The sequence below is a fragment of the Pseudomonas sp. AP3_22 TE3818 genome (genome assembly GCF_053628995.1).
On sequence record NZ_JBRJHL010000001.1, the window covers coordinates 3,209,740 to 3,225,812 of the forward strand.

Below are 16,073 nucleotides of genomic sequence, written 5' to 3' on the forward strand. Positions count from 1 at the left end.
TTCGACTCGGACGCGGTCGCCGTAGGAGCTGGCTTGCCAGCGATGGTCGTTAACGATAACGCGTGTGACCTGGATGAACGCGGCGCACTGGAGTCCATCGCCAGCAAGCTGGCTCCTACAGTTTCGGCGTGGTCACGGTCCCCTGTAGGAGCTGGCTTGCCAGCGATGGTCGTTAACGATAACGCGTGTGAACCGGATGAACGCGGCGCACTGGAGTCCATCGCCAGCAGGCTGGCTCCTACAGTTTCGGCGTGGTCACGGTCCCCTGTAGGAGCTGGCTTGCCAGCGATGGTCGTTAACGATAACGCGTGTGAACCGGATGAACGCGGCGCACTGGAGTCCATCGCCAGCAGGCTGGCTCCTACAGTTTCGGCGTGGTCACGGTCCCCTGTAGGAGCTGGCTTGCCAGCGATGGTCGTTAACGATAACGCGTGTGAACCGGATGAACGCGGCGCACTGGAGTCCATCGCCAGCAAGCTGGCTCCTACAGTTTCGGCGTGGGCACGGTCCGGTGTAGGAGCTGGCTTGCCAGCGATGGTCGTTAACGATAACGCGTGTGAGCTGGATGAACGCGGCGCATTCGAGTCCATCGCCAGCAGGCTGGCTCCTACAGTTTCCCTGGTCAGAAGTAGTAAGGGAATTTCAGGCTGAACTGGAAGTCCGGGGCGTCGTCCGTCAGGCCAATGGACAGGTTGGGTACGATGGTCAGGTTGTCGGTGGCCGCAATGGTCATGCCGATGTTGAAGTAACCGGCGTTGGCATCGCTGGACACCACTGATTGCCAATCCCCGCCATCTTCCTTGAGCTGGCTTTTGCGTTGCACCAGGTCTGAAACCGAGAACGACATGCTCATCTTTTCGTTCAAGGCGAACGCAATGCCGGCGCCAATCTGGAAACTGTCGCCAATGCGGACTTTGCCCGGCGTCTTGAGCGCCGGGTTGGAGCTGATGTCGTCGAATGACTCTTCCAGGTTGTGCGTGTACGACAGGCTGCCGAACAGCACTGCCGGATCGAAGGTCTTGACCAGAGAGATCCCCGGCGTGACCGACCAGACGCCGTTTCCGGTAGGCAAGGATTCAGGCACAGCCAGGTTGGAGTTGGCGTCCACCCGAACCAGCTTGATGCCGAACGGGTCTTTGCCGGTCGGTGCCTTGACGCGCAAGGTCAACACGGCATCCGGCGTGTTGGCCGACTCGTCGAGGAATTTGTAGGCGATACCGAAGTTGACGTCGCCAATGGCCGGGTCTTCCTTGACGGTGTCTTCGGTCGTGACGTTGGCGGCGCCGTTATTGCCGCCGCCGGACTGGTACGTGGACTGACGGTAAACCACCGGCACGTTCAGGTCGAACTGCCAGCGATTGTTGAAGTTGTAGCGGCCGGTGAGGTCCAGCGTCCAGGTGTCGGCCTTGATCCGGTCCAGGTTGATGGCACCGAGAAAGATCGAGTCCAGGGCGAGAAAACCGTTGAGGACCAGTTGGCGGGTATCGTACCGGGAGTAGGTGATCCCGGTTTCGACGCTGAACTTGCCACCGCCGAAGAACCCGCTGGCCTCGTCATACAGGTTTGAAACGCTTTGCGCCGGTTGTGAGTCATCGGCCAGCGATTGTCCATACGAACTGCCGCTGCCCCCGGCAGCCCCCCCTGAAGCCGCCGCGGCACCGGTGCCGGTGGCGACGCTTGGATTGCCCTTCAGGTCCGCTGGCGACTTGGCCAGGCGTTTGGGAGGGGGTGGAGCGGGCTGTTCTTCGACCTGGCGGACCCGTTGTTCGAGAACCGCCAGGGCTTTTTGCTGGACTTCGTATCGTTGTTTCAACTCCAGAAGCTCTCGTTTGAGAGCCTCAAGTTCCGGGTCAGGTGCTGCCTGCACCATCGCCACCGGGAGTAGAGAGCACAAGCCTATAACTACACGCAGTGATACCGATCGGTACATGAAAAAGCCGTCCATTTGTGCCCAATGGTCGTGACTTAGCTTAGCTCAATACCCCAAGGTCCGTAATGCAGTGAGTTGGTTCAGGTTATAGCCCAATGTACCAGTACTCGGTTTTTTATTGTCGAGCACGACGCTGAGTCGAGTCATGTTGTTGACCACATTGCTGTTGCCCAGCAACCGGGTGTCTTGCAGTAACCCGCCCTGGGCGACTTGTTGCAGGCTTGAACCCTGGTTGTTGTTGGCGGTAATGGCCACCTGAACGCCGCCGCCGGTCGCGGACACGGCGACACTGCCTGCAGCATTGCTGCCGGTGATGGTTTGACCGGCTGTCAGCGCCTGGCCCCGGCTCGGCACTGGGGCAGGGGCCGTGCTGGCCTCTTTGACGTTGATGGCGATCTTGTTGTTTGAACTGTTGCCATCGCCGGCAGCCCGTGTGACCTGGGTGATGCCCTGAGAGCTGCTCAGCCCGGCGCCACCCGTTACACGACCGGTACCCGAGTTGGGCGAATCGCCTTTACCGCTGTGTTTGATGGTTGAAACGTAGAACTCGGGCTTGACCGTTTCGGCTTGAAGACGCATCGAGGTGGTTGCCCCGATCAGATCACCACTGGCGTTGCGCCAGGTACTGCTCATGACAACACCGAAGCTGATGATCCGCCCCGGCATCACATACCGGCCACGCAACTCGGCCAGTTCCTGGTCCTTGATTTCGATGGGTCTGAACTCATCAGCAAAACCTGAAGCGGTCGCTGCCAGACAGGCAGTGACCACCCAATACGAGGTTTTCATTTGCTGCTCCCGGAGCATCCTGCCCCCTGTCATCTTGTTGGCGATTAAAAGAAGTCGCTCTGTATGAAACCGAAATCCATCAATTCGGCATCTTTGACCGGGTTGAAATTATCCATCTTGTTCTTGGCAGTCAGCGGTTCCGGTGGACTGCGTAACGCATTGGTTTTGTCGTAACCGGGACCGATGATAGCGAAGACAATGCCGTTCCAGCCTTGGACAAAGTCTTCATGGGAGTAGCGTTTGTGACCGAGCACCGGGTCGCCGATGTACACCCAGTTCTTGTCCGCCCGCTGCAACACCACGAAGTGCTTGTAGCCGCGAATTTCCATCAGTACTACCACCGGAATCGTCACGGCATCGAGTCTTTCAGGCGGGATCTTGTAGCCCCGGGCGCGCATGCCGATGCTTTCTATGTAGCGCTTCATGTCCAGCATGGAAAAACCCTGGGTACGCACCAGGTCCTGGTCGGCGAAGACCAGCATGCCTTTGATGATGTGTTCCTCATCGACGTCGAGCCAATAGGCCTGGCGCAGTATCGTTGCCAGCGCGGCGGCGCCGCAGCTGAAATCGGTTTTCTGTTCGACGATGTCGCTGAACTTGCGCTCACGCAAACTCTGTACGTGCTTGTAAACCAGCACGCCGCCCGGCAGGGCGGCAACCGGCATCTGTGCGGCCTGGGTCAGCCCAGACAGGCAGAGCAGGGCGAAAAGGGCCGTCTTACGCATTGACGATACGCCTTCTAACCGAGGAAAAGCATCGTCGCCGAGGCTTTCAGGGCGGTCGCGACTATGGGCATGATTTGCAGCCTGCGGCGATCGACAGCGAGTTGCTTTGCTGGTTGCCGACGCCGGACGATACGTTGGCTCCGCCGTTGCCGGAGAAGTTGTTCATCGAGCCCGTGATCGAAGCATTGTTGGTTACAGGAGGTCTCCAGCCTTCTGGCGTCACCACTTGTTGAGTGGTTATGCCGGACAGACCGAGTACACCCACGGGTACGAAATCAGTCCTGGCGTTGTTGCTGACTTTCAGCCCGGACGTGCTTTGGTTAGCCGCCGCCGCGGCTACTGCTACACGGCCGCCGGAAACGGCAATCGCCAGGTTGTTTTTCTGTTGGTTGAAGTCGCCGGTGGTCACGTTGATGCCGATGTTGCCGGAACCGCTGTTGCCAGCGTTATTGAGCGTTGTGGTGTTGGTGTTGGAGTGGTTCCTGGCGGTGTTGCCGGTGCTCTTCTGAGTCGCGCTGGAGACGGTGACGGCGGAGCCGAAGATGAAGGCTTCGTCTGCCGTTGCAAGGGCGGCGGCGTTGTCTTGCTGGTTGCCGTTACCGGCTGCAACGTTGGCGCCCATGTTGCCGTTGGAGCTGTTCAGGGAGTTATCGATTTTGGCGTCGTTTTGGGTGCCCCGGTTCACTGTCCCGCTGTCGCTGCTTTCCTGCGAGTCCAGCACGGCGGCCCCGGCGCCTGAGGTAATCTGCAGAATCTGATCCAGCGACGGGCCATTGGACTGTTGGTTGCTGCCCTGTCCATTGCCCTGCACGGGATCAGCCTGGGCTGCGAATGCCATCACTGCTGCCAGGGCGAAAGCCAGTGGTTTGAGAGCAGTTGTCGGGTTCATGGTGATTCTCCGTGCTCATTAGTTGTTCAAGTGTTGGTACTTCCCCATTCGGGCTGTATCGGGGTCAGTCAGAGACCCGGATACTCAGGGTGTTAGCCATTCGGTTCCCCACCCCGGCACTCTGGTTCACCTGGATCACGCCCCGGCTGCCGGTGAAGGCCTGGTCGCTTGTCACGACCTGGCGACTGCCGTTTGGGGTGCCAGCTGCTCCCGAGTTCGGTAGCAACGCCACGTTCTGTTGAGAAAGAGCACTGTCGTCGATGGCTTGCGGTGCAGCGCTGATGCTGATGCGCAGGGCGTTGGCCATCTGGTTGTTTGCCCCGGCACTCTGGTTGACGCCCAGTACGCCGCTGCCATGACTGAAAGAGGTGCCGCCGATAGTGGCCGTCGCATCCATCGATGGATTGGCCGGCGAAGTGATCTTCTGCCTGACGCTGGTGGTCGCACCGGCTTCGGTACCAATGGCGATCGCGCGGACGTTGGCCTGCTGCTGTTGATCACCGGCCGCCTGGTTGACGCTGAAGTTGCCTCGGTATTGGGTACCGGAATCCAGGAGGGTGGCGTTGTTCACCGAACTGACGCCCGAATCGGCCATCACGCTGGTGCCGCCGAGCAGGACAAGCAACAGGGCAGGTAAAAGGGCAGTCAAAAGAAGGGAACGATTCATCTCATTGCCCCCCCGCCATTCTGCCCAGTGAGCCGAGGCCGGTGCTCATGGCGCGGTTGATGGTTCCGGAAATGGCGCCGCCACTGCCACCACCGTGGCCGACGGACATGCCAGGCAAACCGTTGGGGTTGGTGATGACATTCAGGCCTTGCATGCCGCCCGGGTTTTGCCCGAAGCTGTTATGAGGGGTCGTTCCGGTGGTTACCCCGGCGATATCGGCGTCGCTGAGTTCGCCGGTGACGCGGGCAGAAGGGTTGGCACTGATGGTGGCCGGGTTCGGATCCCTGCCGCCACTGCGTCCGATGAGCGTTGGGTGAACGGTACGATCAAGCACGATGACACCGTTGCCTTCGGCTTGAACGTTGAAACTCAGAACAGTGCCGGCAGCGCTCGCGATCAGCAGGAGGCACGTCAAGCCTTTTTTTTTGAATATCTCCACGACATTCATTCCTTCATTCGTAAGCTGGCCCCGGTCAGCTGTGCAAGGAATAGAGCGAAAGCTGTGCCGCCTTTTGAATATCGAGTTGATTCAATGGCTTACGGATTTTGATCGGGAACCTTTTGTCGAGGGTGTACCAACGGTGAGACAAAACCCTGCACAGGCCACCCGTATTTGCGCACCAACCCCTCTGGAACAAGGGTTCTAGCGTTGTTGTAACAACGCCTTAACACATCCGGCGAGTAAACGAGGAGGGGCGTTGAAATAGGTGGTTTCAGGCAGGGAGGGTGTTTCAGGATCGGACACTTTCCCCCCCGCAGCAGGGGGAGGATGGGGAAATTGCCCCAAACGCCGGTCAGGCGCCGAGCAATCGGGTCACGGCGTTCAGTGCCTGGATTCGGCGTTCTGCCCAATCTCCGTGCAGCACTTGAACCGGTTGTGCGTGGCGTTCAAGCCAGGCCAGGGTCTGCTCGAAAAATGCCTGGCGCTCACTCAATCGGGGCTGGCAACGCTGGCCGTCATCCGTCCACTCGACGTGCTCCGGTGACAGCAGCAGGTGCAAATCGTAATGCCGGGCCAGTAGTGCCGGTTCAATCCAGGCGGGGCAATCGCCGAACAGGGTCTGGCTCCAGAGGATATTGCTCAGCAGGTGCGTGTCGAGGATGAGCAAAGGGGGTTGTTGCGCCCGCGCCTGGTCTTCCCATGCCAGTTGACCGCGGGCGATGGGCGTAATGTCGGCCAACGTGGTGTCCCGCGGATTCTGCTCGATGAACCAGCGCACGTACTCGTCAACCAGCATCCCGCCCAAACGCTGTTGCAACTCGGCCGCCAGCCAGCTTTTACCGCTGGATTCAGGGCCTGTGAGGACCAGGACTTTCATGCGCGCAATGCCGGATCGGCACGCCATTCGCGCCAGCCCTGTACGGCGATGACGGCGAACAACCCGTACAGGGTGGCGGTCAGGTACAGGCTTTTATAGATGAACAACCCGACGAATATCACATCCAGAGCGATCCACAACGGCCAGCACTGGACACGTTTTTGCGCCATCCAGACCTGCGCCACCAGGCTGAACCCGGTCAGCGCCGCATCAAGCCAGGGTTGCGCAGCGTCGGTCCAGTGGGCCATGGCCGCTCCCAGCAACAGACTGCCGACTGCACCAATGGTCAGGCTCAACACCACGGTTCGAGCGTCGAGGCGACTGACTTCGCGGCCATGGGTCGTGTCGCCACCCCGTGTCCACTGCCACCAGCCGTAAATTTGCAAGGCGGCATAGACGACTTGCAGCAGCATGTCGGAATACAGCTTCACCTCAAAAAAGATCCAGCTGTAGAGCAGCACCATGACCAGGCCGATAGGCCAGCACCAGGGGTTCTGTTTGACTGTCAGCCAGACGGCGATGACACCGAGGGCGGCGGCAAACAGTTCAAGCCCGGACATGAAGATACCTTGGGGTAATCGAAGAGGGGGCGGATTGTAACCGCCGATCGGACTTGTCTGATAGGATTTCGCCCCCCGCACGGGTAAAGCTGATTCAAGGTGGTTTTTTTCACAGGATTTTAACGGTTCTGTGGTGATCCTTGATGCGCGGGACCTCAGCTACGCTGATCGCAATGAAAGCATTTGAAAAAATATTAACGGGGCATGCCGGCGTGCATAGCCTTTTGGGGGATTGATGGATCTTTGGACCGCCTTTCAGGCATTGATTCTTGGGGTTGTAGAAGGGCTGACCGAGTTCCTGCCCATTTCCAGTACCGGCCACCAGATCATCGTGGCCGACTTGCTCGGCTTCGGGGGCGAGCGGGCGATGGCGTTCAACATCATTATTCAGCTGGGGGCCATCCTGGCGGTGGTGTGGGAGTTTCGACGCAAGATCCTTGACGTGGTCATCGGTCTGCCAACCCAGCCGGGTGCCCGGCGGTTTACCGCAAACCTGTTGATCGCGTTCTTGCCGGCCGTGGTGTTGGGCGTGATCTTCGCCGACCTGATCCACCATTACCTGTTCAATCCGATCACCGTGGCAACGGCGCTGGTCGTGGGCGGGATCATCATGTTGTGGGCCGAGCGCCGCCAGCATGAAGTACACGCCGAATCCGTGGATGACATGACCTGGAAAGATGCCTTGAAAGTCGGCCTGGCCCAATGCCTGGCGATGATCCCGGGCACTTCGCGTTCGGGCTCGACGATCATCGGCGGTTTGCTGTTCGGCCTGTCGCGCAAGACCGCTACCGAGTTCTCGTTCTTCCTGGCGATGCCCACCATGGTCGGCGCAGCGGTGTACTCGGGCTACAAGTACCGTGAACTGTTTGTCCCGGCGGATTTCCCGGTGTTCGCCATCGGCTTCGTCACGGCGTTCATTTTTGCGATGATTGCGGTCCGCGGGCTGCTCAAGTTCATCGCCAACCACAGCTATGCGGCGTTTGCCTGGTATCGCATTGTGTTCGGCCTGATCATCCTGGCGACCTGGCAATTCGGCTGGGTCGACTGGAGCGCGGCCAAGCCGTGAGTGACTCGCGCTCGCGCAACAACCCCGGACGCCCATCCGGGGGACAGATCCGCCATTCACGGTTGAAGTGGCTGTTGTTTGCAGTCCTGTGCGCGTTGCCGCTGTCGGGTTCGCTGTCGTCATGGCTGCACGGGGAGTCGCTGATTCCCCTTGCGGCCTACGGCATCGTCAGCGTCGTGACGTTTTTCCTGTACTGGAGCGACAAGCGCAAGGCGCGCGCCGAGCAATGGCGTACGCCGGAAAACGTCTTGCATGCGCTGGAGCTCGCCGGCGGCTGGCCCGGTGCGTTGCTGGCCCAGCAGGCGTTTCGCCACAAAACCCGCAAAGTCTCGTACCAGTTGGTGTTCTGGATCATCGTGCTATTGCACCAGGTGTTCTGGATCGATCACCTGTTTCTCGGCGCACATGTGTTCGCCTTGACCCGATAAACAAAGCCCTACAGCAACAGTCCGACTTGAGTGCGCTTGGGCAGTCTGCTCACCACCAATTGGTGGGAGCGCTGCAGCAAGCCCTGCAGTTCTTCGCTGCCGAGGGGGTAGGGCGTTTGCATGATGATCCACTGGGCGCGGGCCAGATACGGCGCCGGGTGAATGCCCGGGCGGTCGCAGTGACCGAGAAACAGATCCTTGTCGACCTTGAAGGCCAGGGAATCACCCCTCAGGCCCTGCAAGGCGAACATCTTGTTTCCGGCAATCGAAAACACCCGCACGCCTCCCCATTTATAATCTTCCCGTGCACCGGGCAGGGCGAGGCAGAACTTCGCGACGTCCTCTTCGCTCATCCGTCCAGCTTTCATAACAATCGTTCCCCACAGGCATTGAAGGATTCGACCAGGTGGTCAATCCAGGCGCGTACCGCCGGCATCACCCCGCGTCGATGAGGATAGACCGCCTGCAGCCAGCCACCGGGCAGCGACCACTCGGGCAACAACTGCACCAGTGAGCCGTTTTCCAGCTCCTGTTCGCAATACATCATGGGCAGCATCGTAAAGCCCAGGCCGGAAAGGGTGCTGGCCTTGCGCACGATAAAGTCATCGATGCCCAGTCGGGCCTCGAGCGCGAGTTCACAACTCTTTCCCTTTTGATCCAGCATGCGGATGTGCACCATGCGGTCGGCTTCCAGTGCGCCGAGCACCGGCAGGCTTTTCAGATCTTCGGGGTGGTTGATCTCACGCCCCGCGATGAAACCGGGGCTGGCGACCATCAGCATCTGCGCCTGACGCAGGCGGCGGGTGACCAACAGCGGGTCTTCATCGCCCAGCTCCCGCACACGCAGGGCAACGTCAATGCCTTCGTTCACCAGGTCAACCCGGCGGTTGAGCAGCATGACTTCCAGCTGGACCTGCGGAAAGCGTTCGAGAAAGTCGCTGATCACCCCCGGTAATATTTCGTGGGCCAACCCGACCGGGCAGGACACCCGCAAACGCCCGCGGGGTTCACTGGACATGCTGGCCACGGCCTCGTCGGCCATTTCCGCTTCCAGCAGCATCGCCTGGCAGTGCCTGAGGTAGCGTTCACCCACGGCGGTCAGTTTCAGCTGTCGGGTGGTGCGTTGCAGCAAGCGTGCCCCCAGGCGCTCCTCCAGTTCGGCGATGCGCCGTGACAGTCGGGACTTGGGAATGCCGAGCAAGCGTCCGGCTGCCGCGAATCCCCCGGCTTCCACGACTTTGGCGAAGTAATACAGGTCGTTGAGGTCTTGCATGATGTGAATCCGATTGTTCTATCTGTGAGACGAACTATCGCATTGTTGCCGACTAATCAGCTATTGGTTTCGTCTGTAGGATTAGTCCCATCAGATCGCCCTTGTGGGCGATCCTCACTTGGAGATCCCACATGAAATTGCTGCATATCGATTCGAGCATCCTGGGCGACAACTCGGCTTCCCGTCAGTTGAGCGGTGAAGTCGTCAAGGCCTGGCAAGCCGCCGAGCCGACCGCCGTAGTGACCTACCGCGACCTGGCCGCTGACGCCATCAGCCATTTCTCTTCCACTACCCTGGTCGCCGCCGGCACCACCGCCGAACTGCGCAACGCCGCACAACAGCACGAAGCCGAACTGAGCGCCTCGACCCTCGCCGAATTCCTGGCCGCCGATGCGGTGGTGATTGCCGCACCGATGTACAACTTCACCATCCCGACTCAGTTGAAGGCCTGGATCGATCGCATTGCCGTCGCCGGCCAGACCTTCCGCTACACCGAAGCCGGCCCTGAAGGCCTGTGCGGCGGCAAGAAAGTGGTGATCGTTTCGACTTCCGGCGGCATGCACGCCGGTCAGGCAACCGGTGTTGCCCACGAAGAATATCTGAAGTTGCTGTTCGGTTTCATCGGTATCACCGACATCGAAATCGTCCGCGCCGAAGGCCTGGCTTACGGTGACGACGTACGCAGCAAAGCCATGAGCGCTGCCCACGCGCACATCAGCGAGCAGTTGTTCGCCGCCGCGTAAGGCTTGCGTAAAAGTTCGCAACCGTTCAGGTAAAGCCCAAAAAACTCTGTATTCTGGTTACGCAAGTACCAGCTACGGAGTTTTTTGTTTCTGGTCGTTTCAGGATGTGGCCCGACTTATGCAGTCCGGGGTGTACGTCTCAAGTCCGGTAACAAGGTGGGGCATCCCATGGTGCGTCTTTGTGCAGTTTTACTGATTTGCCTGCTCAGCAGCTTGAATACAGTGCACGCCGCGCCTGCACCGCATCCGCACTGGAGCGTCGGCTTCCATGAGATGACGTTTCTCGACCCGCTGGACCTGCAGCCGATGCGAGCCATCGCCTTCTATCCCTCCAGTGATTGGGAGCACACCAGCAAACTCGAGGGTTACACCGTCGAAGCCGGGGAGGACACCAAGGTCGCGATAGGCCGGTTCCCGATGCTGATGCTGTCCCATGGCAACACCGGGACCCCCCTGGCCTTGCACGACCTCGCCACCTCGCTGGCACGCAAGGGTTTCGTCGTGGTGGCGGTGATCCACCCCGGGGACAATTCCCGGGACCACAGCCGCCTCGGTACTTTGAGTAACCTGTACGGGCGGCCGATCCAGATTTCCGAAGCCATCACGGCCACCCTGGGCGACCGCATGCTGTCCCCCTTCGTCAACGCCGATCAGGTCGGTGTCATTGGTTATTCGGCCGGTGGCGAGACCGCATTGATTCTGTCCGGCGCTACGCCGGACCTGGATCGCCTGCGCCGTTATTGCCAGGAACGTCCGGACGACCACGACGCCTGTAATACCCAGGGCGAGTTGATTGTCGACCGCGACGACCTGCAACCGGTGGCGGACCCACGGGTGCACGCCTTGATGCTGATGGCGCCGTTGAGCCTGAAGTTCGGCCGCCACACCCTGGCCGATGTGCACGTGCCGGTGCTGCTTTACAGCGGCGATGGCGACAAGCTGGTGGCGGTCGACAAGAACGCCGCGGCACTGGCGCGCAAGCTGCCGACGGCGCCTGACTTCAAGTTACTGGCGGGAGCAGGGCACTTTGTCTTCATGGCGCCGTGCAATGACGAGCAGTTCGCGATCATGCCCGCGCTGTGTACCGATGCCGATGGCGTCGATCGGCAAGACATTCACCGCAATCTGATCTCTGAAGCCGGAAGCTTTTTCTCGCGCACCCTGGGCCGGGCGACCCGGGCGGGGATGCAGACGGCTGATCAATAGATCCCCTTGTAGGTGCTCAAGCCATGGCGCGGTGCTTGAGCAGCAGCGTCAGTCCCAGGCCGGTCACCGACAACAGCGCCGCACTGAAGAATATCCACGAATACCCCATGTTCAATGCAATCGCGCCCATCAACGGGCCGGCGATCGCCAGCGCCAGGTCGAAAAACACCGCATAGGCACTCAAGCCCGCACCTCGGCTGGAATTGGGCACCTGTTTGATGGCCTCGACGCCCAGCGCCGGGTACACCAGCGACAGGCCGAAGCCGGTCAGGCCGGCGCCAATCAGCGCGTACCCGGTCGACGGGGCCAGCCACAGCAGCACCAGGCCCACGGTCTCGATGCACATGCAGGCAATGGCGGAGGTGAACCCGCCGAATCGGTTGATGGCGGAAATGAACAGCAGCCGCGACAGAATGAAACAGACCCCGAACATGGTCAGGCAATAGGCGGCACCGGTCCAGCCGCGATTGACGTAATACAAGGTGATAAAGGTCGTCAGGGTGCCGTAGCCGATGGAAGCAAGGCTCAGGCTCGCGCCAAACGGCGCAATGCGCCCGAACACCGCCCAAAACGGCAAACGTTCACCGCGTACCACTGGCACCGAGGGCTTGTTGCGAATCAGCAGCAGTGCAGCCAAGGCCAGCAGCGACAGGGCGATGCCCAGGCTGGCGAAACCGAGTTGTTGCACCATGACCACGCCCAGCGGCGCACCAATGGCAATCGCCCCATAGGAGGCGATGCCGTTCCAGGAAATCGACCGCGCGGTGTGCTCGGCGCCCACCTGGCCCATGCACCAACTGATGGTGCCGACGCCGATCAAGCCTTGGGCAATGCCCAGCAACAAGCGCCCGGCGATCAGGATCAGCAGGCTGAGCAACGGCAAACCTTGCAACAGGGTCGACAGCAGCGTCAGCACGCCACTGAGCACAATCCCGGACAAGCCATAGATGATCGCGCGCTTGGTGCCAACGCTGTCGGACATGCGCCCGGCCATGGGGCGACTGAGCAGGGTGGCGAGGTATTGCGAGCCGATGGTCAGCCCGGCCACGATGGCGCTGAACCCCAGTTGCTCGTGGACATAACCCGGCAATACCGCAATGGGCAATCCGATGCAGAGGAAGGCTATAAAGGTATAGAACACGATGGAGACGATCTGCAGGGTGATCGCCATGGCGCTTTGCGGGGGCACTTGCTGCACAGACATGAGGGCTCGTTCGCGGGCGGCGGTGGGAGAACTGCATCATGGCGCGGCGGTGGGATAAAAGGAAGCAGGCTAACTATATTTCTGTAGGAGCGAGCTTGCTCGCGAAAAACGTCTGGATAACGCGTTCATACAGGTGGCACGCGTTATCGTTGTCGTCCATCGCGAGCAAGCTCGCTCCTACAGGCTGGTCTTAGAACACCACACCCTGGCTACGCAGGTAGTCGTCATAGGTGCCGCTGAAGTCGGTCACGCCGTTCGGGCTCAACTCGATGATGCGGGTGGCCAGGGACGAAACGAACTCACGGTCGTGGCTGACGAAGATCAGTGTGCCCGGGTAGTTTTCCAGCGCCAGGTTCAGCGCTTCGATGGATTCCATGTCCAGGTGGTTGGTCGGTTCGTCCATCACCAGAACGTTCGGCTTTTGCAGGATCAGCTTGCCGAACAGCATGCGGCCTTGCTCACCACCGGAAATGACCTTGACCGACTTGAGGATCTCGTCGTTGGAGAACAGCATGCGACCCAGGGTACCGCGAATGATCTGCTCGCCCTGGGTCCACTGGCCCATCCAGTCGAACAGGCTGACGTCGTCTTCGAAGTCATGGGCGTGGTCCTGGGCGTAGTAGCCCAGCTCCGCGCTTTCGGTCCATTTCACCGAGCCGGCGTCCGGGGTCAGCTCACCCATCAAGGTACGCAGCAGGGTGGTCTTGCCGATACCGTTCGGGCCGATGATCGCCACGCGCTCGCCGGCTTCGACGGTGAAGCTGAAGTTCTTGAACAGGGTCTTGCCGTCGAAGCCCTTGGACATCTGCTCGATGGTCACGGCCTGGCGGTGCAGTTTCTTGGTCTGTTCGAAGCGGATGAACGGGCTCACGCGGCTCGATGGCTTGACTTCGGCCAGCTGGATCTTGTCGATCTGCTTGGCGCGGGAAGTGGCCTGCTTGGCTTTCGAGGCGTTGGCCGAGAAGCGGCTGACGAACGTTTGCAGTTCGGCGATCTGGGCTTTCTTCTTGGCGTTGTCCGACAGCAGTTGCTCGCGGGACTGGGTCGCCGCGGTCATGTACTCATCGTAGTTGCCCGGGAACAGGCGCAGCTCACCATAGTCCAGGTCGGCCATGTGGGTGCAGACGCTGTTGAGGAAGTGACGGTCGTGGGAAATGATGATCATGGTGCTGTTACGCACGGTGAGAATCGATTCCAGCCAGCGAATGGTGTTGATGTCCAGGTGGTTGGTCGGTTCGTCGAGCAACAGCACTTCCGGATCGGAGAACAGCGCCTGGGCCAGCAATACACGCAGTTTCCAGCCCGGAGCCACTTCAGACATCGGACCAAAATGCTGTTCCAGGGGAATGCCCAGGCCCAGCAGCAGTTCACCGGCGCGGGATTCGGCGGTGTAGCCGTCCATTTCAGCGAATTCGGTTTCCAGCTCGGCCACGGCCATGCCGTCTTCTTCGCTCATTTCCGGCAAAGAATAGATGCGGTCGCGCTCGGCCTTGACCTTCCACAGTTCTTCGTGACCCATGATCACGGTGTCGATCACGGTGAATTCTTCGTAGGCGAACTGGTCCTGGCGCAATTTACCCAGACGCACGTTCGGCTCCAGCATGACCTGGCCGCCGGACGGCTCCAGGTCACCGCCGAGGATCTTCATGAAGGTCGACTTGCCGCAACCGTTGGCGCCGATCAGGCCGTAACGGTTGCCACCGTTGAACTTGACCGAAACGTTTTCGAAGAGCGGCTTGGCGCCGAACTGCATCGTGATGTTAGCTGTAGAAATCAAAGGTTTTTCCTGCGAAGCATTCAGAGTAGCTAGGGTTGCGGCAGTACCGGTTCAGTACCCGTTTCCACTGTCCGGACCTCAGGACATTCATCCCGATCGGCAGTGGAAGTTCCATCTGGCATTAAGTGGACAGCAGCATGTGGCGCGCCTGGCGAGTCAACGTGCGCTGAAAGGGGATTTTCCCGCTTTCAACCTGGGGGCGCGTAAAGTTTGGCGGCGATTGTACTGGTCTGGCTCTTTAAACGATAGGGCGTTTAGGCCGCAGTGACGTTTCGGCGGATTTTGTGGACAGATTTTCACAGTTACAGGTTAACTATTGGTTACAAACTGTGGCTAAAATGCCATCCGTCGGCTGAGCGCCGATCGTCGGCGTAGCTCGATGGCGCTACAGGGCCGCTGTTTCGTTTTCAGCCGCTGCACAAGGCCCTTTATCGGCATGCCGGTAAAGGGCGCAGTTTGTTTTCTTCTGACGTGTGACGATTTCCGTGAAACTGATCATTGCCGTTATCTATGTTGTCTCTATTGCGTATGTCCACCTGCGTGGCCAAGTGCGCCATAAGCTGGGCCGCCAGTTGAGTGATCACTCGACGTTTCTGGCGCCGATCAATTGCTTTCTTTATCTGTTTTCGAAAATCCCCAACAAACCCTATCTCGACCCGGCCGACTTCCCTGACCTGAGCCCGCTGCAGGCGCACTGGGAAGAAATTCGTGCCGAAGGTCAGAATTTGCTTCGGGCCGGCGAGATCAAGCGTTCGAACCAGTTCGATGACGTCGGTTTCAACTCGTTTTTCAAGACCGGCTGGAAGCGCTTCTATCTCAAGTGGTACGGCGACAGCCATCCATCGGCCATGAAGCTCTGCCCGCGCACCACCGAGCTGGTGCAGGGCATTGGTTCGATCAAGGCGGCAATGTTCGCCGAGTTGCCACCGGGATCCAGACTGGTGCGCCACCGCGACCCGTATGCCGGTTCGTACCGTTATCACCTGGGTCTGGAAACCCCCAACGCGGAGGGTTGCTACATCAATGTCGATGGCCAGGACTACCATTGGCGCGATGGCGAAGCGGTGATGTTCGATGAGACCTACATTCATTACGCGGAAAACACCACGCAGCAGAACCGCATCATTTTGTTCTGCGACGTCGAGCGGCCAATGAAATACAGGTGGGCAGCGGCATTCAATCGCTGGTTCAGTCGCCATGTCATGTCGGCGGCGGGTGCACCCAACGAGGCGGGCGACAGGACCGGCGGCCTCAACCGCCTGTTCGGCAAGATCTACAAGGTTCGCCTGCATGGCAAGCAACTGAAAAAACGCAACCGCAAGCTTTACTACCTCGAAAAGTGGTCGATCTTCGCCGGGTTGCTGGTGGTCATCATTCTGATCTGATTGTTTCGTTCAGGCGCAACACGCCTTCGCGAGCAGGCTCGCTCCCTCAGTTGAGCGGTGTAAGGCACGATTTGCCTTGCTGCGAAAATCCTTGTGGGAGCGGGCTTGCTCG

The 16,073-nt window shown here is 59.7% G+C and carries 18 protein-coding genes; 6 read left to right on the plus strand and 12 right to left on the minus strand.

What is annotated here, in order from left to right; genetic code table 11:
- Positions 1-42: 42 nt before the first annotated feature.
- Positions 43-651, plus strand: a complete 609-nt coding sequence (locus AB7M25_RS14510) for a hypothetical protein (protein ID WP_454237505.1) — start codon at positions 43-45, stop codon at positions 649-651.
- Here AB7M25_RS14510 and AB7M25_RS14515 read toward each other — a convergent pair.
- The 8 genes from AB7M25_RS14515 to pnuC all read right to left on the minus strand — a co-directional run bounded on the left by AB7M25_RS14515 (position 623) and on the right by pnuC (position 6,879).
- A complete protein-coding gene (locus AB7M25_RS14515) occupies positions 623-1,930 on the minus strand; it encodes a hypothetical protein (protein WP_429388811.1) in 1,308 nt (435 codons plus the stop codon). The two genes, AB7M25_RS14510 and AB7M25_RS14515, sit on opposite strands and share 29 nt — an antisense overlap.
- A 45-nt stretch (positions 1,931-1,975) precedes the next feature.
- The gene (locus tag AB7M25_RS14520) at positions 1,976-2,737 is read right to left on the minus strand and encodes a hypothetical protein (RefSeq protein WP_429388813.1); all 762 of its coding nucleotides are present in this window, start codon (positions 2,735-2,737) and stop codon (positions 1,976-1,978) included.
- Between the two features lie 26 nt (positions 2,738-2,763).
- Positions 2,764-3,444, minus strand: a complete 681-nt coding sequence (locus tag AB7M25_RS14525) for a C39 family peptidase (RefSeq protein WP_104447233.1) — start codon at positions 3,442-3,444, stop codon at positions 2,764-2,766.
- A gap of 61 nt (positions 3,445-3,505) precedes the next feature.
- Positions 3,506-4,333: a heme utilization protein gene (locus AB7M25_RS14530; protein WP_429388815.1), complete on the minus strand. Its 828-nt coding sequence runs from the start codon at positions 4,331-4,333 to the stop codon at positions 3,506-3,508.
- A gap of 64 nt (positions 4,334-4,397) precedes the next feature.
- Complete coding sequence (locus AB7M25_RS14535) at positions 4,398-5,000, minus strand: adhesin (RefSeq protein ID WP_429388817.1); 603 nt, start codon at positions 4,998-5,000, stop codon at positions 4,398-4,400.
- A 1-nt stretch (position 5,001) separates the two neighbouring features.
- Positions 5,002-5,448 carry a hypothetical protein gene (locus tag AB7M25_RS14540; protein ID WP_429518646.1) on the minus strand — a complete coding sequence of 149 codons (447 nt, stop codon included), beginning with the start codon at positions 5,446-5,448 and terminating at the stop codon, positions 5,002-5,004.
- A gap of 346 nt (positions 5,449-5,794) precedes the next feature.
- On the minus strand, positions 5,795-6,319 hold the full coding sequence (locus tag AB7M25_RS14545; RefSeq protein ID WP_429388823.1) for an AAA family ATPase: 525 nt from the start codon (positions 6,317-6,319) through the stop codon (positions 5,795-5,797).
- Entirely contained in the window at positions 6,316-6,879 is a 564-nt protein-coding gene (gene pnuC, locus AB7M25_RS14550; protein ID WP_429518645.1) for a nicotinamide riboside transporter PnuC, read from the minus strand. The genes AB7M25_RS14545 and pnuC overlap by 4 nt, the downstream gene beginning before the upstream one ends.
- 235 nt (positions 6,880-7,114) lie before the next feature.
- Between pnuC and AB7M25_RS14555 the strand changes: the two genes are divergently transcribed.
- Both AB7M25_RS14555 and AB7M25_RS14560 read left to right on the plus strand, forming a co-directional pair.
- A complete protein-coding gene (locus tag AB7M25_RS14555) occupies positions 7,115-7,945 on the plus strand; it encodes an undecaprenyl-diphosphate phosphatase (RefSeq protein ID WP_429518644.1) in 831 nt (276 codons plus the stop codon).
- Positions 7,942-8,373 carry a DUF1294 domain-containing protein gene (locus AB7M25_RS14560; RefSeq protein WP_429518643.1) on the plus strand — a complete coding sequence of 144 codons (432 nt, stop codon included), beginning with the start codon at positions 7,942-7,944 and terminating at the stop codon, positions 8,371-8,373. The genes AB7M25_RS14555 and AB7M25_RS14560 overlap by 4 nt, the downstream gene beginning before the upstream one ends.
- A gap of 8 nt (positions 8,374-8,381) precedes the next feature.
- Here the strand turns inward: AB7M25_RS14560 and AB7M25_RS14565 are convergent, their stop codons facing one another.
- Entirely contained in the window at positions 8,382-8,741 is a 360-nt protein-coding gene (locus AB7M25_RS14565) for an MmcQ/YjbR family DNA-binding protein (RefSeq protein ID WP_102700747.1), read from the minus strand.
- On the minus strand, positions 8,738-9,646 hold the full coding sequence (locus AB7M25_RS14570) for a LysR substrate-binding domain-containing protein (protein ID WP_429388833.1): 909 nt from the start codon (positions 9,644-9,646) through the stop codon (positions 8,738-8,740). The genes AB7M25_RS14565 and AB7M25_RS14570 overlap by 4 nt, the downstream gene beginning before the upstream one ends.
- 131 nt (positions 9,647-9,777) lie before the next feature.
- On the opposite strand from AB7M25_RS14570, the gene AB7M25_RS14575 reads away from it, so the two are divergent.
- Entirely contained in the window at positions 9,778-10,389 is a 612-nt protein-coding gene (locus AB7M25_RS14575) for an FMN-dependent NADH-azoreductase (RefSeq protein WP_429388835.1), read from the plus strand.
- A gap of 168 nt (positions 10,390-10,557) precedes the next feature.
- A complete protein-coding gene (locus AB7M25_RS14580; protein ID WP_429388837.1) occupies positions 10,558-11,595 on the plus strand; it encodes an alpha/beta hydrolase family protein in 1,038 nt (345 codons plus the stop codon).
- 16 nt (positions 11,596-11,611) lie between these two features.
- On the opposite strand, the gene AB7M25_RS14585 is transcribed toward AB7M25_RS14580, so the two are convergent.
- Both AB7M25_RS14585 and AB7M25_RS14590 read right to left on the minus strand, forming a co-directional pair.
- Positions 11,612-12,799: an MFS transporter gene (locus tag AB7M25_RS14585; protein ID WP_429388840.1), complete on the minus strand. Its 1,188-nt coding sequence runs from the start codon at positions 12,797-12,799 to the stop codon at positions 11,612-11,614.
- Positions 12,800-12,989: 190 nt separating this feature from the next.
- Positions 12,990-14,576 carry an ABC-F family ATPase gene (locus AB7M25_RS14590; RefSeq protein WP_033044478.1) on the minus strand — a complete coding sequence of 529 codons (1,587 nt, stop codon included), beginning with the start codon at positions 14,574-14,576 and terminating at the stop codon, positions 12,990-12,992.
- Between the two features lie 485 nt (positions 14,577-15,061).
- Here AB7M25_RS14590 and lpxO point away from each other — a divergent pair, with 485 nt between their 5' ends.
- The gene (gene lpxO, locus AB7M25_RS14595; protein WP_007970035.1) at positions 15,062-15,961 is read left to right on the plus strand and encodes a lipid A hydroxylase LpxO; all 900 of its coding nucleotides are present in this window, start codon (positions 15,062-15,064) and stop codon (positions 15,959-15,961) included.
- Positions 15,962-16,073 lie beyond the last annotated feature (112 nt).